The 24,892-nt window shown below is 57.1% G+C and carries 24 protein-coding genes; 12 read left to right on the top strand and 12 right to left on the bottom strand.

Annotated elements, in window-relative coordinates; genetic code table 11:
* Positions 1–35: 35 nt before the first annotated feature.
* Positions 36–461, top strand: a complete 426-nt coding sequence (locus ACVRRC_RS17660) for a hypothetical protein (RefSeq protein ID WP_322318398.1) — start codon at positions 36–38, stop codon at positions 459–461.
* 46 nt (positions 462–507) lie between these two features.
* On the opposite strand, the gene ACVRRC_RS17655 is transcribed toward ACVRRC_RS17660, so the two are convergent.
* Entirely contained in the window at positions 508–2,670 is a 2,163-nt protein-coding gene (locus tag ACVRRC_RS17655; protein WP_472997317.1) for a hypothetical protein, read from the bottom strand.
* On the opposite strand from ACVRRC_RS17655, the gene ACVRRC_RS17650 reads away from it, so the two are divergent.
* A complete protein-coding gene (locus tag ACVRRC_RS17650; protein WP_472997316.1) occupies positions 2,669–2,878 on the top strand; it encodes a hypothetical protein in 210 nt (69 codons plus the stop codon). The two genes, ACVRRC_RS17655 and ACVRRC_RS17650, sit on opposite strands and share 2 nt — an antisense overlap.
* A 477-nt stretch (positions 2,879–3,355) precedes the next feature.
* Here ACVRRC_RS17650 and ACVRRC_RS17645 read toward each other — a convergent pair whose 3' ends face one another.
* Complete coding sequence (locus ACVRRC_RS17645; protein WP_472997315.1) at positions 3,356–4,333, bottom strand: tyrosine-type recombinase/integrase; 978 nt, start codon at positions 4,331–4,333, stop codon at positions 3,356–3,358.
* Positions 4,326–4,490: a hypothetical protein gene (locus tag ACVRRC_RS17640; RefSeq protein WP_174217672.1), complete on the bottom strand. Its 165-nt coding sequence runs from the start codon at positions 4,488–4,490 to the stop codon at positions 4,326–4,328. The genes ACVRRC_RS17645 and ACVRRC_RS17640 overlap by 8 nt, the downstream gene beginning before the upstream one ends.
* A gap of 363 nt (positions 4,491–4,853) precedes the next feature.
* Between ACVRRC_RS17640 and ACVRRC_RS17635 the strand changes: the two genes are divergently transcribed.
* A complete protein-coding gene (locus ACVRRC_RS17635; protein WP_322318738.1) occupies positions 4,854–5,342 on the top strand; it encodes a hypothetical protein in 489 nt (162 codons plus the stop codon).
* 188 nt (positions 5,343–5,530) lie between these two features.
* On the opposite strand, the gene ACVRRC_RS17630 is transcribed toward ACVRRC_RS17635, so the two are convergent.
* The 7 genes from ACVRRC_RS17630 to ACVRRC_RS17600 all read right to left on the bottom strand — a co-directional run bounded on the left by ACVRRC_RS17630 (position 5,531) and on the right by ACVRRC_RS17600 (position 11,820).
* On the bottom strand, positions 5,531–6,346 hold the full coding sequence (locus tag ACVRRC_RS17630; RefSeq protein WP_472997314.1) for a hypothetical protein: 816 nt from the start codon (positions 6,344–6,346) through the stop codon (positions 5,531–5,533).
* Entirely contained in the window at positions 6,346–8,874 is a 2,529-nt protein-coding gene (locus ACVRRC_RS17625) for a hypothetical protein (protein ID WP_322319419.1), read from the bottom strand. The genes ACVRRC_RS17630 and ACVRRC_RS17625 overlap by 1 nt, the downstream gene beginning before the upstream one ends.
* Before the next feature lie 73 nt (positions 8,875–8,947).
* Complete coding sequence (locus ACVRRC_RS17620) at positions 8,948–9,433, bottom strand: hypothetical protein (protein ID WP_174217664.1); 486 nt, start codon at positions 9,431–9,433, stop codon at positions 8,948–8,950.
* Entirely contained in the window at positions 9,433–9,744 is a 312-nt protein-coding gene (locus ACVRRC_RS17615; RefSeq protein ID WP_174217663.1) for a hypothetical protein, read from the bottom strand. Before ACVRRC_RS17615 ends, ACVRRC_RS17620 begins: the two co-directional genes overlap by 1 nt.
* A 37-nt stretch (positions 9,745–9,781) precedes the next feature.
* Positions 9,782–10,558: a hypothetical protein gene (locus tag ACVRRC_RS17610; protein WP_472997313.1), complete on the bottom strand. Its 777-nt coding sequence runs from the start codon at positions 10,556–10,558 to the stop codon at positions 9,782–9,784.
* 1 nt (position 10,559) lies between these two features.
* Entirely contained in the window at positions 10,560–11,279 is a 720-nt protein-coding gene (gene stbB / locus ACVRRC_RS17605; RefSeq protein ID WP_322319421.1) for a StbB family protein, read from the bottom strand.
* Positions 11,280–11,307: 28 nt separating this feature from the next.
* Positions 11,308–11,820, bottom strand: a complete 513-nt coding sequence (locus ACVRRC_RS17600) for a hypothetical protein (RefSeq protein ID WP_322319422.1) — start codon at positions 11,818–11,820, stop codon at positions 11,308–11,310.
* Between the two features lie 314 nt (positions 11,821–12,134).
* On the opposite strand from ACVRRC_RS17600, the gene ACVRRC_RS17595 reads away from it, so the two are divergent.
* The 5 genes from ACVRRC_RS17595 to ACVRRC_RS17575 are packed head-to-tail and all read left to right on the top strand — an operon-like array spanning position 12,135 to position 18,061.
* Entirely contained in the window at positions 12,135–12,479 is a 345-nt protein-coding gene (locus tag ACVRRC_RS17595; RefSeq protein ID WP_322319423.1) for a hypothetical protein, read from the top strand.
* Position 12,480: 1 nt separating this feature from the next.
* The gene (gene mobF, locus ACVRRC_RS17590) at positions 12,481–16,605 is read left to right on the top strand and encodes a MobF family relaxase (protein ID WP_472997312.1); all 4,125 of its coding nucleotides are present in this window, start codon (positions 12,481–12,483) and stop codon (positions 16,603–16,605) included.
* Entirely contained in the window at positions 16,605–17,480 is an 876-nt protein-coding gene (locus ACVRRC_RS17585; protein WP_322319425.1) for a hypothetical protein, read from the top strand. Before mobF ends, ACVRRC_RS17585 begins: the two co-directional genes overlap by 1 nt.
* Positions 17,473–17,886 carry a hypothetical protein gene (locus ACVRRC_RS17580; protein WP_322319426.1) on the top strand — a complete coding sequence of 138 codons (414 nt, stop codon included), beginning with the start codon at positions 17,473–17,475 and terminating at the stop codon, positions 17,884–17,886. Before ACVRRC_RS17585 ends, ACVRRC_RS17580 begins: the two co-directional genes overlap by 8 nt.
* Before the next feature lies 1 nt (position 17,887).
* Complete coding sequence (locus ACVRRC_RS17575; RefSeq protein ID WP_322319427.1) at positions 17,888–18,061, top strand: hypothetical protein; 174 nt, start codon at positions 17,888–17,890, stop codon at positions 18,059–18,061.
* A 177-nt stretch (positions 18,062–18,238) separates the two neighbouring features.
* On the opposite strand, the gene ACVRRC_RS17570 is transcribed toward ACVRRC_RS17575, so the two are convergent.
* On the bottom strand, positions 18,239–20,383 hold the full coding sequence (locus tag ACVRRC_RS17570) for a hypothetical protein (RefSeq protein WP_472997311.1): 2,145 nt from the start codon (positions 20,381–20,383) through the stop codon (positions 18,239–18,241).
* 365 nt (positions 20,384–20,748) lie between these two features.
* Between ACVRRC_RS17570 and ACVRRC_RS17565 the strand changes: the two genes are divergently transcribed.
* From ACVRRC_RS17565 to ACVRRC_RS17550, 4 genes are all read left to right on the top strand, one after another.
* Positions 20,749–21,911 (top strand): IS3 family transposase gene (locus ACVRRC_RS17565; protein WP_085982656.1). Its coding sequence is split into 2 segments (ribosomal slippage): positions 20,749–21,004 and positions 21,004–21,911, totalling 1,164 coding nucleotides; the frame shifts between segments, so codons are not numbered across the junction.
* Positions 21,912–21,950: 39 nt separating this feature from the next.
* Positions 21,951–22,262 (top strand): hypothetical protein, encoded by a 312-nt coding sequence (locus ACVRRC_RS17560; RefSeq protein ID WP_472997309.1) that lies wholly within the window; start codon positions 21,951–21,953, stop codon positions 22,260–22,262.
* Between the two features lie 59 nt (positions 22,263–22,321).
* Entirely contained in the window at positions 22,322–23,110 is a 789-nt protein-coding gene (locus ACVRRC_RS17555; protein ID WP_322319430.1) for a hypothetical protein, read from the top strand.
* A gap of 14 nt (positions 23,111–23,124) precedes the next feature.
* On the top strand, positions 23,125–23,775 hold the full coding sequence (locus tag ACVRRC_RS17550; RefSeq protein WP_322319431.1) for an SOS response-associated peptidase: 651 nt from the start codon (positions 23,125–23,127) through the stop codon (positions 23,773–23,775).
* On the opposite strand, the gene ACVRRC_RS17545 is transcribed toward ACVRRC_RS17550, so the two are convergent.
* Positions 23,772–24,892 (bottom strand): DinB/UmuC family translesion DNA polymerase (locus tag ACVRRC_RS17545; RefSeq protein WP_472997308.1); only part of this gene is annotated, 1,121 nt, incomplete at its 5' end. The genes ACVRRC_RS17550 and ACVRRC_RS17545 overlap by 4 nt on opposite strands.

Here is a 24,892-nt window from a genome sequence, read left to right as displayed (position 1 = left end):
ATCAGACTGAATATAGAGAGTAGGGGAAAAGTGTAATGAAGACTGCAATCAGCGTACTCGGCTTAGCCATTGCTCTAGCGGTAACTGTAAGCGGGTGTGATAAAAGCCCAGAAGTAAGGCCTGACTATTGGAATGCTGAGGCTTCGGAGTATTTCAACAAGAAGGTTCCTCCACTGAAAAACCTTCGCGGTGACAAGTATCATCTTCAGGTCGTCAAAGAGAGCAGTGGGAACCATGCCTGTGTTACTAGAGTGTTTATTGACGGCATCCAGGTTGACTACGCAAGTCGGAGTGCGATCCAAACTTTGCCGGGCAATCTGAATCCCTGCCAATATGATGGCGTCCATGTTGAATATACCCGTGAAAATGGGTACAGGGTTCAGCCTGGTGAAAACCTCAATAGCAGTGTGAAAGAGTTCATATATGCAGAGATACCAACTCTTTTCAGAAAATACCTGTGACCCTCTTAAGACTATGAAAAAGGCGACCCTAGGGCCGCTTTTTTATTTACTGTCCACCCCCTTCAGGAGCCCTAGGATTACCGCCTACTAGGCGTCTGGTGAGCGCCGTGGTAGCCATCGACAAAGGAGCCCGGACCATTGAGCTGACGTTGCCCATTATCCCAGGAGCGGTATTTTCATACGGATTGAGACCCGGCTCAGAAAAGGAAACCATGTTCAGAACAGTTCTAGGGAAATTGGTGATTAGTTGAGCAGAGGTGATGCAGGCGGACCAGAACAGCATGGAGTTCACCAGAACCATGACGACAGCGCCGATAAGATAACCGGCAAGAGCATCGAACGGTTGAGTGAGGTCAGCGGATCCTGTCATTGCTCCCCACACCCCACCTAACGTGACGTTAACAAGAGGTAGCGCAATACTTGTAATAGTCACGGCGGCAGCGAGGCCACCAACTGCTAGAGCAGGATAGAAGCCCAAAAAAATCAGTGTATTCCAACCTTTAGCGGCCATCTGCGACGTGTGTTCGTCCCCTTTAGGAGCTGCGAAGGCAGCCCCCCAGAGGGTAACGCCAAAGAACGCAGAGGCAACGAAGGTAAGCCAACTGATAACACCCATAAGGCCAAAAATAGCAAATACAACTGGCAGTATGTACCCAAGAAATGCGCCCGCCAGCAAAAGAAGTCCACCAATTACTGCAAGAATGGTAGTTGTTTTTCCATCTTTACCAAAAAGCTTTGCCAGACCAGAACCGGATATAAACATAATGCCTGTGCCAGCAAGCTCACGGCCAAAGGCAGTGATTGTATGTAGATTGGCTCTGGATGGATCGGTTTTAAGTATTGGTAGTCCTAATGCTTCATAGAGATCAATGCCTTGAATCTTGCCGTCTGAAGTACGCTCCAAAGTGGTTTGTCCAAGCTTTGTTATGTCATCAGCACTGGTCAATGAAGATAGCGCTGTTGTCGGATACAGTTTAGATGTCGCACCGCTACCATATGATTGTGCGCGGGAAAAATCATTGGAGACACGCATGGCAAAGGTTCCGATTGTCATCCAGCCCCAACTTTCCATACTGGAGTAATAGTCCTCTGTTGCCTTTTTTTGGGTTTCAACAAGGTAGTTTTTAATAAGGCGTGTTGCTACTGCTGAGTACCATTTAGTTTCAGCGTTCAAATAGCTTTCAGTGTCCTCCGAAAGCTTAGCTGCTTGCTCTGTGTTGTTCGTAAATATTGTGCTGTGCGTGTTGTAGGCAGTGGTGTATAGCCTTTTCCAAAGGTCTCTTTGGGCCGCTGCCAATCCAACAGATATTGCCTTGTCGTTGACGGCTCTTAGCTGATTTATAGACTCTGGACAAACGAAAGAATCAGATCCAGCGAACTGGCACAAAATGTTCTCAGAGTTGAGCTCATAGTCGGTGCTTGTTTCACCCGCAGTTTCGTGGTCCATTTCAGAAGAGGAGTAACTAATACGTGCAGCAATTTCGTCCGTTGGTGGGATTAGCGGAACTCTTGTGTAATCCAGAATCATTGATATATGGGGATGCGTAGCTGATTTAGGGCCAAAATAGCCTGCATCACTTGGGGACGTATACTGTCTACGCCACTGGCCTTCAATCAGTAATTTTGCGATTTCCGTAGACGACATATCTCGTAGAATGTCGTGAGGGTTTTTGTTGGTGTGATATCCACTAGCAGACGATGCGAGGTCGAGCCAATTCCTGATAAGATTTTTTGCTTCACGCTCTTTGACAGGATTTGAGTAGTCAGGGTTGGCGCTATGTATATAGTCACCCATTAACCTGTTGCTAGTAACAGCTGCATCATCTCCCCATTCGCTGCCGGTTATGGTTATGCTGGCTATCAATTGGTGCCCGGGGGTTAGAATTACTTGTGTTCCACTTGTTGCCCCTGCTGGGATAACTGGAGCGCACATGCAAAGTGCAAAAACAATTCTGAGAGGATAGAAGAAGGCTTCATTTCCATCGCGTGAACCGAAGAAATTACCATTCTGGCGTAGCCGAAATATCCCAAGGAACATTGCCCAAGAAGAAAGAATGCCAAACCCTGCAAGCCCGACAAGAGAGAAGTAGCTTGCAAAAATTGTAATAGGAGTTAGCTCAGTTGCCTGGCTTGTGATCTCTGGCGGGAAATTCGCGTACCAGGTGCCTAATAGCCAAACTACAACCAATGTCGAAAAGGAGGGATTCATGGCTACTACTCCTTCACGAAGTAAGGCAGTTCAGGCGGAGGTATTTGTTCAAATACAACCTGTTTTTGACGAATGCCTTGTCGGTGCGTTGAGGCTTGATTCTCAAGCAGTTCATTTAAGCGTGGTGCTGGAGGTGGTCCTAAAAGAATTGTTAGCAGGCAGAATAGAATTACCGCCATTTCCATTTTTACGAAGTGTTCACGCTTAAGGCTAATTCTAATGCAAGAGATGTATTGCTTAAGCATTGTGCTTGCTCCTATAGCGGCTCCACATTGTGGCGAGGCTCGTTCTTTCAAATCGTTCAGAGAACAATCTGTTTATATAAGAAAGTGAGTTTCTGTAGCTGTATCCGTGATCTGAAAGCTTCTCAATTTCTTCGCTTACAAGATCGAAAATCTTTGATGCGTTGACTATATCTTTAGGGAGCTTTCGTAGTCGGCGAGTTTTCCTCTCGATGCTATCGAGAAGGATCTCAGATTCTGGTTTTTCTGTTGCCATGATTTGTCCTCATTACATGGTTGAATTATCAACCATGCGTAAACAATCGACAAATCGCCTATTTTATTAACGCAATCTCAAAAGAATAACTTTGGTAGCTTTTACCGAGGCATTAAAACGCACGTTTGAAAATATTGTTGCTGCATAGAAAAAAGCCCCTGGGAAAGGGGCTTTGAGAGCGTTTGGTTTAATACCGGACTTTATATGTTGGTGAGTCTTCAGGCCTTGAGGCGCGGCGATCATATATCCGCGTCGTGCTGATGTTTGCATGTCCCAACCACTGCTGAACCTTGGCGATATCGGCCTCATGCTCCAGGGCATTGGTCGCAGCCGTGGCCCTCAGGCCATGAACGCCCAGGCCGGCGACCTCGATGCCGGCAGCCCGGGCGTAACCGCCCACCAGGCTGTAAATCCCCTCGGCTGACACCCCGGCTCCAGTTTTCCGCCCGCGCAGCGGTACGAACAGCGGTGCTGTAGCCTCTTCCTGGTTATGACCAGAGGCCTCCAGGTACGCATGGATTCTCTCCAGGGCGACCGGATGCAGCGGCAGATAGCGCAGCTTCCCGCCCTTGCCGTGCACACGCAGATGCTTGATTCCTCGGCGCTCCAGGATGTCCTGGACGACCAGGCGCGCCGCCTCCTCGCGCCGTAGGCCGTGGTAAAGCAACACGGCCAAGATCGCACGATCGCGCAGGCCCTTGATCGTCGCCGGATCAGGCGCGTCAAGCAGCGCTTTCGCCTGGTGATCACCAAGCGCCGGCGTCTTGCCTTCGCTGCTTTCGATCCTCGGCCGCTTCACGCCGTGCACTGGGTTGCCGCCTGCGACGGCGTTCGCATCGAGAAGGTGATCAAACAGGCTGGCCAGCGCGGCGAGCTTTCGCCTGATCGTCGCCCCGGCCAGGCCGCGCTTTTCGAGCTGGCGACGCCATGCCAGCACATGCGCCCGGGTTACAGCTCGGAACTGGTCCGGGCTGGTGATGCCGATGAAGGCGCTGAAGTCCTCGATGTCGCCCTGGTAGGCGCGACGTGTGCGCGGGTTATCCAGGTTGACGAACCACTCGGCCGCGGCCGGCACCTCGGCCAGGCCCTGGAACTCAGCTGCAGTGAGCCGGCGCTCGCCGGTGACCTGCAGGCCTCCGGCTGGCTTCGCGATCAGATCAGTCATCATCATCCTCGGCCGTGCAACGGCACAGCTCTTCGTCATCTTGGATGGCCACCAGGTTTGGCAAGTCATCGCCGATGCCGCTCAGGTCGGCGTACCACTCCGCCGGCTGATAGGGCAGGCCGCAGAGCGGGCAAGTGTCGTCTTCGTCGTAGAACATGGGGAACACCTCATTGATTGGATCCCCACCTCATTGGCGATCACGACGACTGTTCTGGCAAGTCTGCCGGTTCGAGCGGCCCATGTGCCTGAGGCGTTTTCGAGAGAATGAGGCAGGGCTCAGTGCCTACGTGCTCCTCCCACAGATACAGTGTGTCGCCTATCCCGACCCCCAGGTATTCGAGGGCTTCATCGGGCAATGGCACCACTGGACTCCCTTCATCATCCTTTTCAACGGTCACGCGCCATGTCATTGGAGCTCTCCCCGAGCAGCTGAAGATTTATAACGATAATGTATTTTATCGAGAATTTTCGATCCTGCTGGGAATTGAGGCGAGGAGGGCGGGTCGGTAGCATTTAGGCAATGATGAAACCCCACCTCGCCGATCTGCTCCTCGATCACATCGACAACACTGTCCCTGTCCTGCAGATCGGCCGAGATCGAATGATTTACTACCCGGGCGCTGCATTCGTCGGTTTGGCCAGCAACGCCTACGCCCAGTCGTGGAAAGCATGGCCATCGAAAGAGCCAAGCGGATCGCTATGGTTCTCCATCTTCCTGGATGCAATCGGCATCGATTGGCCTGTCGACTATGTGGTCTGGGGTAAGGGCTGCGCCCTGGTGGCCACGCGGGATCATCGATTTTACTGGAACCACGGCAAACCCGGGCTGGCTTGGCGCGTGCTGCGGCCTTTGTACCTGGACTGGATGCTCAGAGGGGCGCTTGCGGGAGAGTTCGGGCCTGACTATCAGCGTGGTCTGGCATCAGATCCGGTGTTGCTCGATGAGTACGATGAGCACCTGGAGGAGATGGCAACGTTGTTGGCCAGGTACGCGATCGAGGAGAGGTAGGGCAGAAAAAACTAACCCCCTGGTGCGCAGTACCGACAATGCCGGCCCGAGGCGTGGGGGTTATTCTTGCTCACAGGTTATTGGGCACGTTGCCGTGCGTCAACTCGAATCCGACGCGCACCGTTCCCTTCTAAGGCCCGCGAAGCGGACATGAAGAACCCGGCGGACAGCCTGCTTTCGGGCTCGGCTTACCAGTCCAGTACCTGGATCTTTCCAGGCACTCCAGTGGGGGCTGCGCGCGGCTTCATCGCCGGGGAAGATGCCGGCGCTTCCCGTGGCATTACCGGCAGCAATGAAGCCGGCTGTGCCGGCGCCACAGTTTCCTCTTGCTCCCGCAGCTCCTTTTTTTCCCCTTCCGGGGCTTCAACGGGCGCAGCCCGGAACCGTTCGTAAGCCATCCACTCAGGAAGCTTTTGACCCCGCGCAGTGAAATTCACAGCGTCTTGGAAATGGTTGAGATAATCCGATGCATACGTCAGCTTTGCCCTCTCTGCTTGGTAGTGCGCATCGAGCTGTGGTGATTTTTTCCCTGCAATCCAGGCTTCGCGATCAAGCTCCAGAAACTGCTCGAACTCGCTTGTATCGAGCGCCTGAAGATCGTGCGTGGGCGCTGGATATAGGCGCAGTACAACCGCCACGGCATCAATTGTCTCACCATCGCGAATAACGCTCTGAAGGTCGCTCAGGAGGTCATCTCGCCCTTGGCTGATTTGTGCTTGCATGGCCTCAATCCGCTTTTTCAAGCCTGCAACCTGCTCAGCGGCGACCCGCTCAGCTTGAACTTTACGGTCAGCCTCCGCTTTTTCCGCGGCGGCCACCCGAGCGACTTCTTCCCGGCGTATCTCTTCCAGCTTTCCGGCGACCATCGCGCCGCAAGTCAAGATCAGCCCGGCCAAGGCCAGCCTCGGTAACCAGTTTCGGTCCGGAATCGCAGGATGGACGGTCGACGAGCGCAACTGAAGCAGTGCGCTGTGCTGCTCGAAGACATCGCGCTCAAACGTCATCACGCCACCTCCTGCTGAGCAAAGCTGAACCGCGGTGAGAGCTTGATCAGATCTCTCCGTTCGACGCCGGCGCGGTTGACCACCGCCAGAGCGGTGAACCGTTCTGCGGTGAGCCCGCGTACTTCGGCCGGGCTGACCAGGGGATGTGTATCAAGCTTCGCCGAACCTGCTCGCGCCTCCCGGTTGAATGCACCAGGGAGTAACTCGAACGCTTTTTTCACGCCCGATTTTTCCGCCAACTGGCTCGCTATTGCCCAGGCTTCACCGGCGAGGCCGCCAGTTCCCCGCATCCCCCGTAGTTCGCTCGACCAAGAGGCCGATGCCATTACGGTTCCGACTCCGAAGCTGCCAGCTTCGAGCTGCAGCCCAGCGATGGTTCCAGCGGCATCCGATGCAGGTGCGGGGACCTCGCTGTAAATTGCCCGTGGTACAGCGCCCATTCGGCCAGCGACGAATTCACATGTGGCATCTGTGTTGACCGCCACAGCAATGATTGAACGGAACTGACCGAGGATCTGCTGCAGCAGCGCCGGCTGGTTTTTCAGTGCGATCTGCAGACCATCGATGTTCTGAGTCGCGAACACTGCGCAGAGGCCAAGGGAACGTGCGATCGGCAGAATTTCGGCTTCGCTCTCTGTCATCAGCGCTTGGCACTCGTCTACCACCAGCATGACGCGCCGGTGGCCATCCTTACCCGATTTCCAGCCCTCGCCACGACGTTTGATTTCGCTGTAGAAGCGCTGCTTCGCGAAGTTGGCAATAACCGCGCCGGCTTTCCCGAATTTAAACTCTGGCAGTAGCAATCCAATGCGTTCGCCGTGAAGAGCCTGCTCAATCTGCACACCGGTGGCGGCGTCAGCCCAAGCGCTTAACTGGGCGTTGTTGACCAGCAAACCGAGCCAGACGCTCGCGTTCTGTTTAATAGAGTTTGCGGTGTCGGCCGGCATGGCAGGGAAGGTGCGTGTGAAGTCATCGTACGCGCGGCGTACATGCCCAGGCATCAGCGAAAGCACTTTCGACTCCGGCGCAGATTCGACCACGGCCTTTGCCGCATCAATCATCCCCTCGCCGAAAATCAGATGATGCAAATGGCCTAAGGTCCAATTCCAGCTTTCGGCCTCAAGATCTACCAGCAGCGCGAGGGTTTTCGCCGCAGAGCGAATCAGCTCGGCCGCTGCTTTTTCCCAGAACGGGTCTTTCGATTCGCTCTGCCCGGCGAACATTTCGTACAACGAATCAGCCACCTGGTCGGGTGTTAGATTTTCAATTGGGGCAAACACCTGCAACCCGGGCGTGATCACCTGGAATCCGTCGAGGTCAGCCAGCTCTTCGGGTAAAACCCCTTTTCCGTCGAGCACCAGAAGTCCACCTGCATCGGCATCAGTCCAGGAACCGATCACTGGGCGCAGCACACCAGCGGTTTTGCCTGCGCCAGTCGCGCCAAGCGCGAGTAGGTGAGTAGAGAGGTCATCGACGCTCAAACCGCAGGGCATGCCCGCTTGGGTTGGGGCGAATGGATCCCGCCGCCCACTTAGCAAACCTGTAGTCCGACCGAGGTCCACAAATGGCGTTTGATCGGCCGTGGCCTGCGTGATTTGGCCGACCTTCGCCGCCTCGAACTTCTGGAAAACCACAGGCGACACCTGGTCAACCAATTTTGCTGTCGGCGACCGACGCAGCGCTTCGAGCGCGTCCAGACCCCGCCGCTTAGCGAGGTCTGGAAGAAGGAAGACTTTCATCCCTGTCCAGATCACAGCGAGCACCAGGAGCGGCAAGGTCAGCAGGCTGAACAGCGGAACCCCGGTCATTGCAAGCCCAATCGCGAAAACCGAAAGACCCACAGCCGCGACAACAGCCAGCATCGAACTCAGGGCCTCGCGCAACCAGCTTGTCGTGTAATCGTCACCAACAATTTGTCCGTCAACCGGCTGGCCATCGGCATCGACAGTCAGCGGCCGGTACTGATCCGCGAGATCTGCGGGCACATCATCAGGTGCGACGCGCAGCAGTACACGCTCGGCCAATCGACGGAGATCGGCCTTGTCAGGGTCAGTCAGCATCGGCCCGCGAGGTAGGAAAATCTCATATCCGCGACGTGCTACGCCGCTGGCTAGGTACAGCAGGTAACCACCGATCATAGCGAGGCTGAAACCGGCTGCTGAAGATCCCCAAGTAAAGACCAGCCCCCCTTTGCTCGCGATCAATGCCAATGATCCGAGTAACAGCGTGGCCACCAGAGCAATGAGGGCGAGGAGGAACTGCCGCGCGAGCAAGCGCGACTCGATCCGTGCGGCGACATGCAGCGCAGCCCGACCGAACAACAAGCGCCGGGTTTGCCCGGCGCGATCAACGGGCCGGTGCTCTGGCTCGCTCACATCATCATGCAGGATCTGCTCTACTGGCCAACCAGGCGCATCTTCGGCCAGTTGACCGGCGACTGCTTCTCGCATCGCCCGCGTTTGTGCGAGCCGCCAGTCGCGCAGGAGCGACTGTGGGTCGTCGATATATTTTCGGTATTGCTCTACCATAACCTTTCTTCCTTTCGTGGTGTTCCGCCGCGGAATCGGCTGGCGAGAGTTGCCGCTCTCGTCAGCCAACTTTTCACTCTGCAGACGTCTCAGCTGCAATTCGTGTACTTTCCGATCCCAGAGCCCGCCCCGCATCAGTGAGTTTTGCTCGTGTTTCTGCATTGCGAACGCGTTGCTCAAAATGCCGTAGTTGAGGCATCCGACCTGTCACATTCACCTGTTTCATGTCGGAGTTCATCGCATCCATGAAGCTTGCAGGGCTTGGAAAAAACTTGAGGCTGCTATCGTCGAGTGCGCGGCTGCCCGTAAGAGCGGCGCGCAGAGCTCGGTTCTCGGCTTCGAGCAGAGCAATGCGATAGTCAGCCGCAATCAGCCCGACGTGCAGGACCGCTTGGCCAGGCTGCTTTAGGTCGTAAAGTCCGCCGAAATCGTCTAGATCCCTCGACTGAAACGGCGCATCGGACAGGCCTGGCATGCACTCCTGGAGAGGGCATGCGCCTGCTGGCCCAATAAACGCTGCGGCTAGAGCCGCGGCGGCATACATTGCTTTCTTGTCCATCACATCGACCTCGATTGCTGATCTTGCTGTTCTTGCAGCAGTTGTTGTTCCTGTCGTTTTGTCGTGAGCTGGTTCTTCTCCGCGTCAGTTTCTTCGCGGGTTTCCTGCTGCTCCTGGTGCTTCTTCTGCAGCTCGTCCATCGCGGGGTCGCGGGCCAACTGGTCCAACCCGTCTAAATCCTTCCCTTCAGCCTGTCGAAACTCCTCACGCTCTTTCCGGCGTGCCTCGATGAACGCTTGGGCGTCGGCCCCACTAATCAGCACGCGCTTTTTCCGGGCGCGAAAATCCCCGTCATCGTCACGATTGCTCATGCGAAATTCCTCGTTTAGCTACAGTGGTTTTGGCGTTTTAACGCCGTTCGTGAATAGGCTTATAGATGATTTCAGATGCCAGGAAATCTTCGATCTGAGGGGCCAGGTAGAGGATGGACAGCACGGCCCCAAGGATCGCCCCGGTAGCAAATTTGGCTAAGCTCCACTTCCGTGCTGCCGCCAGGTGCTCAGCAAATCGAGCGTTCAGAAGATCGCGCTGGTTATTCAGTGCTATGTTGTGCTCTTTAACTCGCTCGCGAGCCGCAGTCAGTTCTTTTGCTGTCCGCCCCAGTTCAGCTTGAAAGGTTTTGCTCCGTTCTTCTGCTGCCTGGCATCGTTCCAATGATGAGGTGTCGATCCGCTTTTGCATTTCCGTGAGCGCGTTTTCAACGGCTTCGAGGCAACCACTGGTCATCGCCGACTCGTACGCGACTCGTAAAATGCGTGTGGCGTCAGCGAGCAATGCGCGCTCTAGGGACTCCCGAAAAGCTTGTGACTCTTCTGGCCGAAGAAGTTGCCGAGGCAGTGCTTTTGCCTGCTCATTCAGCTGAGTAACCGTTGCCGCTAGCTCACCGATATTGAGTTGAGATACTGCAACTGCTCCGCGGCGACACTGCTCTGCAGCATCGAGCAATAGCTCGGCGATACCCAGCTGACCTTCGGTGCCGTGCAGGCTGCGTTCGACTACCGAGATTTGCTGTGCGGCAGCTTCGAAACGATCAGCCAGCTTGTAGTGATCCTCGAATAATTCGCGCAGCATGATCTGCTCCCGGCTGAGAGCAGCATCGCTAGCATTCGGCGGGAGAGCACTCATCTCATGCACCTACCGGTGCAGTCAGCGACTTGAAAACATGCTGCAGCTGGCGATCCATTGAGCGCGCCATTTTTTGGATCGCTACCATGTCAGCAGCCTTGTCGAAGCCTTTTTTGTCGCCTGACTTAGAGGCCGCTTTGAGTTGGGCTTTCCAGTCTGTTTCATCTGCCAGAGCCTGCGCGATATTGAGCTTCTTGTCGGCGAGCAGGGTGAACAGCTCGGACTCCGGTACGAAAACCTCTGCATCGGCGCGGGCTACGCTAGTCTTTTCTGCGAAGCGCAGCACGTCGCTAAAATCCTGCTCAGCATCAGAGGTGCGATTGAAAATGAACGCAATCTTCTCGCCCGCGACGCCTAGCTCATGCAGCATCTGCGCGGTCTTCATCGCCTCGGTGCGCTCTTTCTTCGCTGGGGTCGCTGGGATCACGAAAAGGTCAACCTCGTCGTGGCCGTCTTCAAAGCGCTCCAGGCCTTCGAGAAAGTCTTCGATATTCGAGGCACCCACGTCGAGGATCAGATCGTCGGCCGCGGCCAACTCGGCGTAGATGCGCGAGAATTGTTCGCCACGCAGTTTCTCGACCTCGGCGCCGAGGTCGCCGCCGGCGGCATTGATTGTTTCGACGGCGAGGATCTTCGCTTCCGGCATGCGAGGAGAGAACAGATTGACGGCAAGGGTAGTTTTGCCTTGGTTGCCGCCCATGTTCACGATTGCGATACGCATATAGGTGCTTCCTTCTCAGTTGCCGCGGTTATTCGCGGAATTTGTCGTAATCGATCGCGTCAGCCTTTTCTTTTAGCTTCCGAATCGATTTGGCCGGAGCCGTGGGTTTCGCATGATCTGCGGCGGCCGGTGTCTGTGTTGCAGGCTGGGTTTTCAATTGAGCGTCTGGTTCCTGTCCGATATCAGGGTTGATGCCTTTTGACGACCCGATCGCCATGCATTCGCGGTACTCCGCCGCGAGATGCTTTTTCAGGAAGGTGCGCAAGCTGTGGTAGCTGACCAGTACGCCTGCCTGCTCCAGCAAGTCGAGCATCTCTTTAATCGATAGCCCCAGCAGCATCATGGATCTCAGCTCTGCCATCCGTGGTCGGAGCACACGAGTCGCGTGACCGCGAGTACGAGCAGAGTCTGTCCCTTCAAGGGCCTCTGCTTTCTTTTGCGCGATCAGGGCACGTAGCCGGTCTGTCACCGCCTTTTCCTCCTCTGCCATATCGCGCAGGTATGCATCGATGTCTTCTTCGTCTTCGGGGCGCTTGAACATTGGGTCTCTCCTGTAAGTACAAAGGTACGCGTCGATTCTATCGAGAATCTCTAAAGATTCCTGCGTGATGCCTCTATAGCTATCAGGATGCTTGCCTAACGCTATCGTGTTTCTATAAAGATAGCAAAAGATGAAAATAGATAAACAAAATATCGTTGATATTCTATAAAGATTATGTAGTTTAGAGGCGGAGGCTTAACACGGCTGCACTCGCTTCGCGAGGTGCATCCGTGCCAGCCCGCACCAGCCGGGCATTACGAGAGATCGGCTAGCTACTACAGCGGTAGTAGCTACCCTGAAGGGCAGGAGAGGGAATGGCTTTCGAGAGGAAAAACCACACACAGAGCATGGCTACTGAGGCCGCTCAGCTGGCGTTCGAGCGCCTCGCTCGGGACCTGCGGGTCCCGAAATCGGCTGTGCTGCAGACCATCCTGGAGGCTGTTCCGACCGCAGATTTGGTCGCCCTGGTGCGCGGTGATCTTGCTCTGCATACGGCCAAAATCGTCGCCCTGGATCCCAAGGAATCGCTCGCGATCCGGTCTGAGATTGAATCCTCACTCGCCCTTTTGGGGGCTCGGATCGCGGAGGCGAGCCGGTTGGGAGCGCAGCGCGCGGTGGCTGAACACCTCAAGTCTCTGTTCAACGCCGAGGGTGCGTGAGGTGGCCATCTTCACGATCGACAAATTCACCGGCGGCGATATCGGCGCGCGGGCGAACTATTTCGAGCGTGGCGAGGGCCACGTCCTCGGCGACGAGCACGATCAGGTGCTGTCTACCGGGGGAGAGGACTACTACCACAAGCCCGGCGCCGACACGCTGCTGGCCGAGTATCTCGGTCAAGGCGCCGAGGCAATGGGGTTGGGTATCACGCCACAGGATGGTGATTACGCCGCCCTGATGAGCGGCATCAACCCCCGCACCAGGGAGTCATATGTCCTCAAGCGCCGCCAGGATCAGCTTGAGCGTGGCACCGGGACGGCGGGGTTCTCGACCAGCCTCAATGTGGATAAGACCCTCTCGCTGGTTTATGCCTCGCTACCGCGCGAACAGCAGATCATTTTTGAACGGGCCATGATGGAGGCCTCGAGACGGACCTTTGAGTACGCGGAGAAACAGGGGTACTTCGGCTACAGGCTTGGCGCCCAAGGAGTGGACCGCTACGCCGGAAAGGCCATGGCCGCTTCGTATTTGCACTTCACCAATCGGAACCAGGAACCTCATCTCCATGTTCACATCGAGATTCCGAACGCCTGCCTTACGCCTGATGGCGAGTGGCGGCCGCTCGATGGTGGCGAGCTGTACAAGCGTCAGGGAGAGTTCGCGGCCCTATTTGATTGCTATCTAGCCCACGCACTCGGCCGGGATCTCCCTCAGCTTGCCAAGCATTTTGAAGCTGACCTCGCGCGGAACGGGCTTCGCGTGGCCGGCATTTCCCGGGAAACCGTGCTGGAGTTTTCCACCCGCCGCATGGAGATCCTCAAGGTGCTCGACGAGATGGGTGCCAGTGGCGCTGATTCGGCACGAGGCGCAGCCAAGCGCACGCGCGAGGGAAAGAAGGAGCGTGACTCAGACGAACTCCGCGCCGAATGGCGCGAGCAACTCCAGAACCTTCACCAGGAGCTGCAACGCGGCGACCTGACCCCGGAAACTAAGCTCTTCGCCGAACAGCTTGTGTTCCGCAACGCCTCCGTATTTGGCGAGCACGCCCTCGATCGCGCTGCTGCGCAACTGGCTATTCTGCATGGAGGCGAGCCAGCGATCCCGGCAATCAAGGCTGGACTTATCCGTCAGCTCGGGGTGATCGAGCTGCCGCAGGAAGGGCGCCACCGCGAATTCACGACCGAGATCTACCGCCAGCTCGAAGCCGAGCTGCTGGCCTACGCCCATGCCGCTCAGCGTCCTGACGCTCGATTCACGATCAAACCGCTCGATGTGGAAATGTCCATCGCGCGTATCGAGCGGGAAAAGGGCTACCCTATGCGCGACGAGCAGCGCGCAGTCGTTCGTTTTTGTACTTCCGGGGCTCGCTTTCAGATCATCCAGGGCGCTGCCGGTACTGGTAAATCCGTCAGCCTGGCCGCGCTACGCGAGGCCTACGAGTCTGCAGGTAACAGGGTGATCGGTCTGGCGCCGTCTGGCGCAGCTGCCGCGGAGCTGCAGAACTCGGCTGGCATCCAGGCTCGCACAATCCACTCGCTGCTGATGCGCCTGGAAAACGACAACGCTCAGTACCGGGAAAAACTGCGTCCCAGCGACGTCATCATCTGCGATGAGGCGGGCCTCGCGGATCTGCGCACCCTGCACAAATTGGCTGGGTACTGCGACGCTGCCGGCGCCAAACTCATCTTAGTCGGTGATGGCCGCCAGCTAGAGGCCGTGGGTTCCGCCTCGGTGCTGGACATGCTGACCGAGGAGGTTGGTTGTGCTGAGCTGATCCAAATCGCACGCCAGAATGATCCAGCAGATCGTGCGATCTCTCAGGCCTGGTTCGAGGGTCCAGCGGAGCAGGGCGGCCCTGATGCCCTGGAGATGATGAAGGCCCGCGGCCTGCTGAAAATGCCTGCCGACGACACCAGAGACAAACCCATCGATTTGGTTATGCACGACGCCCTGCAGGCGCACGCAGAGGGCACCGACTGGCAGGAAATCCTGCTGCTGGCTGACCGCAATCAATCCGTCCGCTCGCTGAATAACAAGGTGCGGGAGCACCGATTCGAGATTGGCGAACTGGACAAGGCCCAGCAGGTCCGCATTCCGGTGGAGACCGGCCGAGGTGATTACGCCGACCTCGATCTGGCTCCAGGCGACCGGATCATGCTGCGGAAAAACCAGAAGATCGATGGCGAGCCGGTCTACAACGGCGACCGCGCGACACTCATCAGGATCGAGCGCGTGCAGACCGGCACAGCCGATAACGGCGAGCCGATCTACGACACCAAGCTCACTGCGCGCCTTGATCGCACCAAGGAGGAGGTGAGCTGGAGCCTGTCCGACTACGCCTCGATCGATCACGCCTACGCGATGACCGTGCACAAGAGCCAGGGTCTCACAGTCGATCGGGCGTTCTATCTGACCTCCGAGTCCTCGGATCGCCGCCTCGCTTACGTGGCATTTACGCGATCGCGCTATGCCTGCGCGTTCTACACCGCGAATGACCAGGATTCGCTCGACACCCTCGCGCGCAACACCGAAGGCTTTAAGAGCAAACGCTGCGCCCTGGACGCCGATAAAGAGTTCCGCGCCCTGATCCGTGCCAACGCTGAAGCCGGACTTTACGAAGATCGGCCGATCAAGGCCCAGCAGCCGAGCACCAAGGATCTATTGGAGAAAGCCGGCGAGCGTTTCGAGTACCCGACCGAGCCGAAGGCCGAGCCCAAAAAGTCGCCAGAGATCCAGGTCATGCCAGCCACGCAGGCCGACCATGACCTTTCCGTTGCCCGGGGTTTCCTGGTGACCGGGCTTATCGATCTGCCAAACGACACCCGCCAGAAGCCGGGCAAACCCTATGAGCTGCCGGCCGACGCCAAGCGCGTTGCGCTGTTGGCCGAGCCAGTCCCTCTACTCCCAACCCCAAAGCAGGAAAACGAAAATGAGCGAGCTGAACGATCTGTTGCCGCCGACCAAGGCCAAGTAGGTTCCGATATGGCTAAGCCTCGTCGTGTCTGGACGAAGGCCGAGCAACAGCGCGAAACGCAGGCTATCCGTGATCGCGTGGATCTGCGCGAACACGCTGAGCGGCTCGGTTACGTCCAGGTAAGCGGATCTGGAGCCCGTGTGCGGATGGAGAATAAAGCGTTGGATAAGGCTGACCCCATGCGTGAGATCACCCTCAAACCCAATGCCAAAGGCGAACCGAGCTGGGTAGCGACGAAGGCCGGGGCAGGATCTGGCCTCGGCGGCGACGTTTTCCACCTCCACCAACGTTCGACCGGACAGAGCTTTTTGGAAACCCGCGACGAGTTGCGGAAGGTCGCTTTCAACAAAGATTTCGAGGCCGGCGCTCGCTATCAGGGCATGAGCGCCGCGGAGCGCGATGCGAAAGTCCAGGCCAGGATAGAGGCGGAGGCACTTAAGAAGGAGCTTCGCCGCAGGAAGGCCTACGAGAAGTACCAAGAGACCACCGCAGAGCCGAACCGGTTCTTGCTGGCCCGCGGGATCTCCGAGCAGACCCTCGCCGGGACGAAATGCCGTACTGACCGATACGGCAACGCCGTTTTTCCCCATGTCCGCGAAGACGGAAAATTCACCGGTTTCGAACGCAAGCAGGATGGCCCTGCGCTTTTCTCTAAGAGCGAGCGAGGCGTCTACATCGCCAACCCAAGCTGCGAGAACCCGAAGCGAATCAAAGTTGCAGAGGGCGGCCTAGATGCCCTGAGTCTCTACCAGCTCGATACACCAGAACAGCGCGCTCGCACGCTCTACGTCAGCTCAGGCGGAAACCCGGCCGATGATACCGCCCGTGCACTGCGCGGCCTGGCCAACCGCACTGGTGCCCGGCAGGTCGATCTCGTTTATGACCGGGACGATGCAGGCACCCGACATACCGAAGCATTGAAGCAACTGCTCGCCGAGCAAGCTCCCGACTTGCAGGTCGCTGACCGCCGGGACGACTACAAAATGGCTGATGGAGAGGATCCAAACGACCTGCTCCGGCGACAACAAAGCCAGCTGCAGCAGGCGGCGCCCGATCAGCAGGCCGAAGCCCCGCAGCCGCCGGTTGCACCGAAACCGGCGACGGTGGAGGAGGAGACGCAGGAAACCCCAGCACAGAGGAGGTCAATGTAATGCCAACTCCCAGGACTAACGGTGCGGCGGCTTCATCGCCGCTGCTCAATCAGATCGCCGACACCAGCTCAGGCCTGTTCATCCACGCGCCTGCCGGCACCGCCCAGGCCATTGCCGAAGTCCTGCACGCCGTTGGACGTCCGGTCGCGATGTTGACCGAGGCAGACAGCATGCAACTGGCGATTGAGCAGATCGCCGATCAGCTCGGAACGGTGCCGAGGCATACGCTCTCGGCAACCCTGGAGGCGGCGAGCGCCCGTCTCCGCGCGCCGATCTATCTGCTGGTCGATCGCACTGAGCGATTTGAGCAGTCTGAAATCATCTACGCGCTGAAAGCCGCGCGAGATGCGCTGAACACATCGGCACTGTTCGGTCTGCGCGTTGCGTTTGTTGGGGCCGATAGGGATGTCCAGGCGCGGATGACCAGACTCCCGGCGGCAGCATTTTTCTGCGCCCAGATGGTGGATGCCAGCGCTGAGCATCTGTCTGTTTACCTCCTCCAGGAGCGTGAGCGTCGGCGGCGCACTGCTCTGAGAGCCCTGAGCTCATTCGATTTCGCGGTGCGCCGAGCAGCTCTGCGCGAGCTGTCCGCAATCCTTCAGCTGGATCGAGAACATCCGATCGGTAAAGCTGCGCATCTGTCGACAGGAGAAGTGCAAGCCCTTGTGCCGGTCACCGTTGTGGAGGGTTACATCCCCTACGTGCGAGACATCGATATAGCTGAGCCATGGGCTACGCGCTTTGCACTTGCCTCAATCGGTTCAACTCGCCAGCTCAATGGCTCGTATGTGTCCGACTGGCACAACTTCTTGAGCCTTTGGGACCAGGAGCACGCACGGCTGATCGACATGCTGGAGGGCTTGGATGATGTCTGACTCCACCCTCTCCGAGATCCAGCGACTGGCCGAGCGCATGCGCGATCACCAGATCCAGCACCTGGAGGCGCAGCTCGCCGAGCTGCGCGCCTCTCCAGGCAACGGCCTGGCCGGTCCGTTCATCCTGACGATGACCATCTGCAATCTGGTAGTGCCGGTCAGTGCTGCCTATGCCGTGCCGAGCCAAGTTCTTGGCCTACCAGGCGACACAAACACCAGTTGGCACCTGGCTCTTTTCAGCCCGTGGCCTCCGACCGAGGCCGTTCTCCTGGATCTGCGCAACGCACTTTTCGACGACGCCCCCAGCAGTACCCGGGATCGAGTCGAACTCTTTTGTTACGACAATTCGGTAATGCTGGCCAAGTGCCGGGCGGCCGGCATCCAGTTGCACTTGCACGGACAATAAAATGACCACTCGGACAGCTTTTGCCCTTGATCTGAACGAAAACGACCGCGATGCGCTGCGAACTCTTCTGGATCACCCGGAAGCAGTAGCCAAGGCAGCAGCCCCGTCAGACCCACGACAGCAAGCTCGTATCATCGATCTGCTCGCCGAAATGAAGACTCAGCTGCCCGACTAACAAGGAGGGAACGACCCCTCACCACATGCAAAGAGACCTATGCACGGTGCATAGGTTAACGGACGACGTCGGAGGATGTGGCGCATGTACCGAATTTTTTGACGGAATCAGCCAGCTCCTGCCGGTCTTTGGATGGGGTGTGCGTGTCACCGCCCTGATTTGAAAGGGCTGAACAAGTTAACCGGAAGTAACCGTTTCAATGAGCTTCTGCCACGTGACTTTCGCTAGGAGGGCGTGCCCTGCGAGATTGTCATAGAAGTAGACTTCCTCGCTTGGAGCGGAAATGGGTTCTAGCACGCTGGCCATGCCTTTATCCACGCATCCAGTCCCAATGGTTCCATCCAGATAGCGGATGACTGCTCCGTGATGGTTACCAGCATCGTACAAAGCTCGAATCCCGGCTTTGAGCCAATCCCAGTCGACTGCAGCGATCTGAACAGCTTTAGCCTGGTGAAAAACCACGGGGATAATGCTGTCGATACCTTTCAAAATCTCCATGGGGAATTGAGCAACCAGTTCATCATCAGGCATAGCATCGACCGCAGCCCTAACTGACATTTCGTCGTGACAATGTTCAATATCCAGGTAGGGGGATAGATAGTCGGCAAACGCCTCGTAGGCATCGCTGCGTACTTGGTATCCCACGCTGGTCGCGACCTGGGGGATTGCTCGCTTCATAATTTCACGCAGCTCACCAAGCATCTGTTCTCGGGGCTCTCGGGGAAGCTGATAGCCAAGTCGTGATGCCAAGTCACTAAACAGAAAAGGCCCGCTGCATCCGAGTTCAAAGCAGTGCTGATGAAAGGGATGATCATTTCCAAGGAGGTGGGAAAAAATCCAGCGTCTCATTGCCTCCGCAGCCTGCAGTCTTTTCTCGGGATCATTCGTCAGGGTAGGAATTGGCTCCTCAATATCAGTTCCCTCGCTGATCTGCTTCATTTCAATCGCATAGCGAAGCGCTTCGTATTGAGACCAGCAAACGAACGGTTCTAGCTTCAACGCCGCAGCGATGCTGGCCGCTGCATTCCTCAGCGCTAGGATGAGTGTGCCAATAGTCGTACCTAATTTGAACGCGTCGCTACAACGTATCTGTCCTCCTGAAAACGGAGTGCCTTCCGCTAGGTTTTGGATAAGCGGAAGTGCCACGTCCGGATCTGTCCAGTCCAGATCATTGTGACCAATGTAGGGCATATATCGGTCACGAACACTTGGGTTGCAGACAAACTTCTGGGCGTATTGTCCAAGGCTGCCCCAGAACTCGAATCGTCTCGGCAGGGCTTGTATGCGCAGAGCCTTGATTTGCACCCCCCAGCTAAAGGCATCGCCAAGCTCAAGGTAATAGCGATCAGATAGCAGAGGTCTTGCCTCATCGACGTGTGCAAAAACGGAGCTTGGTATGAGGCCAGGCATATCGGCTCGGTTTTTATCGAAGAAGAGGGCGATGTCGGAATCGCGCTGAGGCAGGCCATGGTTTCTCCACCATGCATACATCGAGTATGGATCGATGCCGCAAAGGGTCAGGCCCCAGACGCCTCTACCCATGCCATTGACATCTTTCCAGAGCATCATGAAGCCGTGAGATCCGGCTCGATCACCAGCGCGAGCTATTACATCCATGGCGGTAATGACTGATCTCGGCGGCCAGTTTTCGTCCATGTCTGGGTCATCTTCTGCCAGGTACAGGTTAATGGTCTGCAATGCTTCGGGGGCAAGCGCAAGGCTTCCGGTTAGGTGCCAAGCTTCTGGGAGGTGGCAACTCAGACTTAAATCCTGGCTTGATATGTCGCGTGCAAGCTTGAGTGCGAGGCAACGTTTACCCGACCAAGCATTCAAGGCGCCCACTGCGTGGTTCAAAAGGGTGGACCACTCAGTGGCTACCACCACGAAACAGATATCGTAGTCACCAACAAATGGCAGAAGGTTTCTCAACTCCTGCTCATAGCCTCCCAGCTCAGTGACTGTCTGGCGTTCAGTCTCTGCCGCTCTCTTAATCTCGAAAACTACTAGTGTTCTTGACTCAGGGTTGAAGCAAAGAATATCCGGTCGAAGCACCTCTCCAGTTGTAAGAGAGATGCTCATATTTACGGAGATGATTTCTAGCAATGTCAGCTGGTTGAGCACATGCTCTGCTGCTTCCGCGGAGGCCAGTCTGGATCTATAGTCGATGCCAAATGAGGGAATGAAGTCGGCTTGGCGAACGCCTTCGGCTATTGATAGCAAGGCCTCCTTTCCAGCAATAGCGTCATACAAACCTTCATTTTCGATCAGCTGTACGAGCCAGGCCGCGACCGCGCTTTCCAGTGGAATCGACGTTGGACTCATGAGCCCTCCTGGAGAGCGGAGTTGGGATGCCATCGATAGCGATTGTGAGGTCAGTTTAGTTCCCTGGCGAGATCGGCTGCAGGCGTTTCGGATTTGGGGCCGCGTCTGGTCGAAACGTGAATTGGAAAGTGGGCGAACACCTATGCACGGTGCATAGCTCAACAGGTACCCTCAGATGACGATAAGCCGGATCTACCTCGATACCGAGTTCACGAGCCTGAACCGCTATCAGGCCAAGCTAATCAGTCTCGCCTTGGTAGTGCCTGAAGGTCCTGAGCTCTACGTCGAGTTGATCGATACTGTAGTGGTCTACTGATTCCGGACACCCATTTAGGGCGAGAATGCTCGCCATAGAGAGGTGTCTGATGACCAAGCAACGTCGTTCCTTTACGCCCGAGTTCAAACGAGAGGCCGCCTGCCTGGTGCTCGATCAGGGCTACAGCCATATCGAAGCAGCTCGTTCACTGGGAGTGGTTGAGTCGGCCCTGCGCCGATGGGTAAAACAGCTTCAAGAGGAGCGCGTGGGCGTTACCCCGAAGAGCAAAGCACTGACGCCCGAACAGCAGAAAATCCAGGAGCTGGAAGCCAGGATCGACCGACTGGAACGGGAGAAAGCGATCCTAAAAAAGGCTACCGCTCTCTTGATGTCGGACGAGTTCAATCGTACGCGCTGATAGACCAGTTAAGTGAGCGGGAGTCGGTGGAAGTGGTCTGTTCAGCCTTCGGCGTGGTGCGGTCTTGCTACTACGCCCATCGGCTTCGACGCTGCCGTGTTGATGCATGCCGCGTTGCACTGCGCAGTCAGGTTAACCAGCTGTTCAACCAGAGTCGAGGCTCGGCTGGCAGTCGCAGCATTCTGGGTATGCTGCGTGAGGATGGCGTCAGCATTGGCCGTTTTCGTGTGCGTCGGTTGATGCGTGAGTTGGGCTTGGTCAGCAAGCAGCCAGGCTCACACGCATACAAGCAGGCTACGGTTGAGCGACCAGATATCCCGAACCGGCTGAACCGCGAGTTCACCACTGAGCGCCCCAATCAGGTGTGGTGCGGCGACATCACCTACATCTGGGCACAAGGTCGCTGGCATTACTTAGCGGCGGTGTTGGATCTGCATACGAGACGAGTAGTCGGCTGGGCGATTTCTGCCAAGCCGGATGCTGAGTTGGTGATCAAGGCGCTGGACATGGCCTACGAACAGCGTGGCAAACCGCAGCAGGTACTGTTTCATTCCGATCAGGGCAGCCAATACGCTAGCCGCCTGTTTCGGCAACGGTTGTGGCGATATCGGATGGAACAGAGCATGAGCCGCCGGGGCAACTGCTGGGATAACTCGCCGATGGAGCGATTGTTCCGCAGTTTGAAATCGGAGTGGATTCCACAGACCGGTTACCTGACAGCTCAGGAGGCCCAACGGGACATCAGTCATTACCTGATGCACCGCTACAACTGGATCAGGCCGCATCAATTCAACGATGGGCTACCGCCTGCGGTGGCCGAAGAAAAACTTAACCCACTGTCCGGGATGGGTTGACCACTACATACCTGGAAGCCGCCGGATTGCTCGTCCTTCGTGACCTACACCGTTCTCCCTCTCCTCAATCACGCCGTCTACGGCCGCACGACCGATCAGGCCAGGGCCGAGCTGCTGGCCTTCCTGCAGGCGCTCGGCCCGGTGGAGATCATCACAGATGCCCCAGATCACGACTGGCCCCTGCTGCTGTGGCTCTCCGGTTCTGAAGGCCTACCGGGCAACGTACATCCGGAACCCGGACTGCTGAGCATCGACCTCGATGCCGACTACGCCGGTGAGGAGCCTCCCCACCACGCCCTCCAGGATGCCCGCCTTCTCGCCGCTCTCGCCGAGAAAACCAATCCCGCATGACGCCGGTTCATGTACGGTTAATCACGTATCTGTGATTTTGCGTACATGGACGGAGCACTATGAAAATCAACGCCGGCACTCTTCAGGATTACTTGGTCGCAACCGTTAAAAATGCCCAAGCTCATGCCTCCGAACCGCCTCAACTGATGTACATGGTTGAGCGGATGGACCAGATATTTCAGAGTGAGATATTCGCTCAGGATTATGAGGTGCACCCAACAGCCGGCCTGCTGGTGATGAATGCCTACACCATGCTGCTGAGCGCAGTACGGCAGGCGCTGTCGGGTCATGTTGTGTCGACGTACCCGATTGCACGCACAGCCCTAGAATCTGCCTGCTATGGCTTCCTCATCGCTCGTGACGAAGCGAAAGCCGACATCTGGTTTCGTCGCCATGACTCGAAGGAAGCCCTCAAAAGTTGCCGCGATAAATTCACGGTTGCGAATGCCGTGAAAGAGCTCAGGCCGATCAGCTCGGCAATGGCTGAGTATGTCCAGGCGCACTATGACGCTTCGATCGACTTCGGCGCGCACCCCAATCGAAAATCCGTGATGGATCACCTGGAGGACATAGGCCCGGTCGGGGACGAGATGCACGGTTTCGAGTTGACGGGTGTTTACGGGCGAAACAGTTGGCACGTTAACCTGGGGCTCCTGGTCTGTATTGAAGTGGGGCAGGCGATCGCGTTTCTGGTTTCAGCTTCTGCCGACAACCACCCTCTACTCAATGAGCGTATCGATGTATTCCAGGAATGGATGGACTCTAAAAACCGCATGGCTGAGGAATTGAACGGCGAGCCGATCAACTACACCGGGCCGATGTATTCCTCAGTCATTCCGCCAGCCTAAAACTGAGGCATTCTATGTGTAGCCACTACGAAGCCCCCACCTCGCAGCAGCTCCTGGATGCCTTCGGCGTAGCGCCGGAAGACCCGATACAAACCGAGCTTTGGCCTACCTACATGGGGCCTTTCATCCGGCTGCCGATTGCGTCGGATCCTCACGACGAGGCTGTACCCGAGTTTGAGGCGCTGGCCGGCATGTTCGGACTGCTGCCTTTCTGGGCGAAAGACACCAAATTGGCACGCAACACCTACAACGCCCGGTCCGAGACAGCCGCGGCGAAACCTTCATTCCGTGCGGCTTGGAAAGAAGCGAAGCACTGCATCATCCCCGCGGTGGCCATCTACGAACCCGACTGGCGAACAGGCAAAGCCGTGCCGACCAGAATCACCCGGGCTGACGGTTCCCTCATGTGTATTGCCGGCCTATGGGAGCGCTGGACGAGCCCTGACGGCGAAGTGGTGCACAGCATGTCGATGCTGACCGTGAATGCTGATGACCACGAGCTCATGCGCAACTATCACCGGCCCGACGATGAGAAACGGATGGTCGTGATCCTGCCGAACGGATCGATTCGCGGCTGGCTCAAGGCCCCGGCCGGCGAAAGCATGGAGTTTATGCGCCAGTACCCAGCCGATCGCCTCACAGCAGAGGCAAAGCCGGCCCGCTAACACCTGACGCGCAGCAGCTCGCTCCAGGACGTTGTAAACCGTGGGCTCAGCCGCTCGCGCTTCATGCTGAAACCGAGATCAGCTGCCAGCCTGGCCGGCCTGATTGTCCCCCTGCCTTGTCTGGCATTGATCGCATCGACCACGGCCATCAGCCGATCACTTCCAGCGCGTGGCCCCGGCGCGAACAGATCCGGGGTGTAACCCCCTGGAGTAGTGAAATCCATCAGCACCACCCCAGCTTTCGCATAGGCCGGACCCTGCCTGTAAATCGCCTGCAGGCCGCCCAGCGCAGCCGCAACCAGGTCACGGGTATCAGCGGACGGGTACGGCAGCGGCACGCACACAGCGCGACTATAGGGCTCCCCTCGCTGGTCAAACGGACTCGACCGGATGAAAACCTGCAGCACTTGGCACAGTTGTCGCTGACCTCGCAGCTTCTCCCCTGCCCGAGTCGCATAGCCCGTGACCGCCTCCTGCAGCTCCTGCAGGGTGTGTTTCCGTTCGCCGAATGACCTAGTGCACGCGATCATCTGTTTCGGCTCTGGTCCGTCCTCCAGCTCGAAACAGCGCTCGCCGGCAAGCTCGCGTGCAGTTCGTTCGACGTTGATGCTGAACATCCGCCTCAGCGTCTTCCGATCGTAGTCGGCCAGCTGCAGCGCGGTGGCCACCTCCATGGCATTCAGCCCTACCGAGATCCGGCGACCTATGCCCCACACCTCACTCACCTCGGCCAGGGCGAGCAATCGCCGCTGTCGGGTTGGATCGTGCAGATCCACCACCCCGCCGGTTGCCGGCCACTTCTTCGCGCCCCAGTTGGCCAACTTCGCGAGGGTTTTCGTAGGTGCTATGCCAACACCGACCGGAATGCCGACCTCACGCAATACCCGAGCACGCACCTCCCTGCCTAGCTGCTCCAGATCGCCCTGTATGCCCTGCAGATCGAGAAACGCCTCATCAATGGAATAGACCTCGATCCGCGGTGCCATAGTGCGCAGCGTCCGCATGACGCGACCCGACAGGTCGGCATTTATGTGTAATAGAAAGTCAATAAGAACCGGGCCATGCTCGCCCTTGGAGCTTCTCATACCCAACCGGTATGGCTGTAGCTTCTGAGGAG

Source organism: Stutzerimonas sp. LR2 (assembly GCF_055755175.1).
The sequence above is the reverse complement of the archived record's forward strand: the minus strand, read 5'-3'. Positions and strand labels throughout refer to the sequence as shown.

What these genes read in the sequence shown, in the direction of transcription:
- ACVRRC_RS17550 (WP_322319431.1), top strand. Translation starts at nt 23,125, where the DNA reads ATGTGTAGCCACTACGAAGCCCCCACCTCGCAGCAGCTCCTGGATGCC.
- ACVRRC_RS17640 (WP_174217672.1), bottom strand. Translation starts at nt 4,490, where the DNA reads ATGTTCTACGACGAAGACGACACTTGCCCGCTCTGCGGCCTGCCCTAT.
- ACVRRC_RS17645 (WP_472997315.1), bottom strand. Translation starts at nt 4,333, where the DNA reads ATGACTGATCTGATCGCGAAGCCAGCCGGAGGCCTGCAGGTCACCGGC.
- ACVRRC_RS17635 (WP_322318738.1), top strand. Translation starts at nt 4,854, where the DNA reads ATGATGAAACCCCACCTCGCCGATCTGCTCCTCGATCACATCGACAAC.
- ACVRRC_RS17655 (WP_472997317.1), bottom strand. Translation starts at nt 2,670, where the DNA reads ATGAATCCCTCCTTTTCGACATTGGTTGTAGTTTGGCTATTAGGCACC.
- ACVRRC_RS17585 (WP_322319425.1), top strand. Translation starts at nt 16,605, where the DNA reads ATGCCAACTCCCAGGACTAACGGTGCGGCGGCTTCATCGCCGCTGCTC.
- ACVRRC_RS17575 (WP_322319427.1), top strand. Translation starts at nt 17,888, where the DNA reads ATGACCACTCGGACAGCTTTTGCCCTTGATCTGAACGAAAACGACCGC.
- ACVRRC_RS17620 (WP_174217664.1), bottom strand. Translation starts at nt 9,433, where the DNA reads ATGGACAAGAAAGCAATGTATGCCGCCGCGGCTCTAGCCGCAGCGTTT.
- ACVRRC_RS17650 (WP_472997316.1), top strand. Translation starts at nt 2,669, where the DNA reads ATGGCTACTACTCCTTCACGAAGTAAGGCAGTTCAGGCGGAGGTATTT.
- ACVRRC_RS17610 (WP_472997313.1), bottom strand. Translation starts at nt 10,558, where the DNA reads ATGAGTGCTCTCCCGCCGAATGCTAGCGATGCTGCTCTCAGCCGGGAG.
- ACVRRC_RS17580 (WP_322319426.1), top strand. Translation starts at nt 17,473, where the DNA reads ATGTCTGACTCCACCCTCTCCGAGATCCAGCGACTGGCCGAGCGCATG.
- ACVRRC_RS17595 (WP_322319423.1), top strand. Translation starts at nt 12,135, where the DNA reads ATGGCTTTCGAGAGGAAAAACCACACACAGAGCATGGCTACTGAGGCC.
- stbB (WP_322319421.1), bottom strand. Translation starts at nt 11,279, where the DNA reads ATGCGTATCGCAATCGTGAACATGGGCGGCAACCAAGGCAAAACTACC.
- ACVRRC_RS17660 (WP_322318398.1), top strand. Translation starts at nt 36, where the DNA reads ATGAAGACTGCAATCAGCGTACTCGGCTTAGCCATTGCTCTAGCGGTA.
- ACVRRC_RS17555 (WP_322319430.1), top strand. Translation starts at nt 22,322, where the DNA reads ATGAAAATCAACGCCGGCACTCTTCAGGATTACTTGGTCGCAACCGTT.
- ACVRRC_RS17630 (WP_472997314.1), bottom strand. Translation starts at nt 6,346, where the DNA reads ATGACGTTTGAGCGCGATGTCTTCGAGCAGCACAGCGCACTGCTTCAG.
- ACVRRC_RS17615 (WP_174217663.1), bottom strand. Translation starts at nt 9,744, where the DNA reads ATGAGCAATCGTGACGATGACGGGGATTTTCGCGCCCGGAAAAAGCGC.
- ACVRRC_RS17600 (WP_322319422.1), bottom strand. Translation starts at nt 11,820, where the DNA reads ATGTTCAAGCGCCCCGAAGACGAAGAAGACATCGATGCATACCTGCGC.
- ACVRRC_RS17625 (WP_322319419.1), bottom strand. Translation starts at nt 8,874, where the DNA reads ATGGTAGAGCAATACCGAAAATATATCGACGACCCACAGTCGCTCCTG.
- ACVRRC_RS17570 (WP_472997311.1), bottom strand. Translation starts at nt 20,383, where the DNA reads ATGAGTCCAACGTCGATTCCACTGGAAAGCGCGGTCGCGGCCTGGCTC.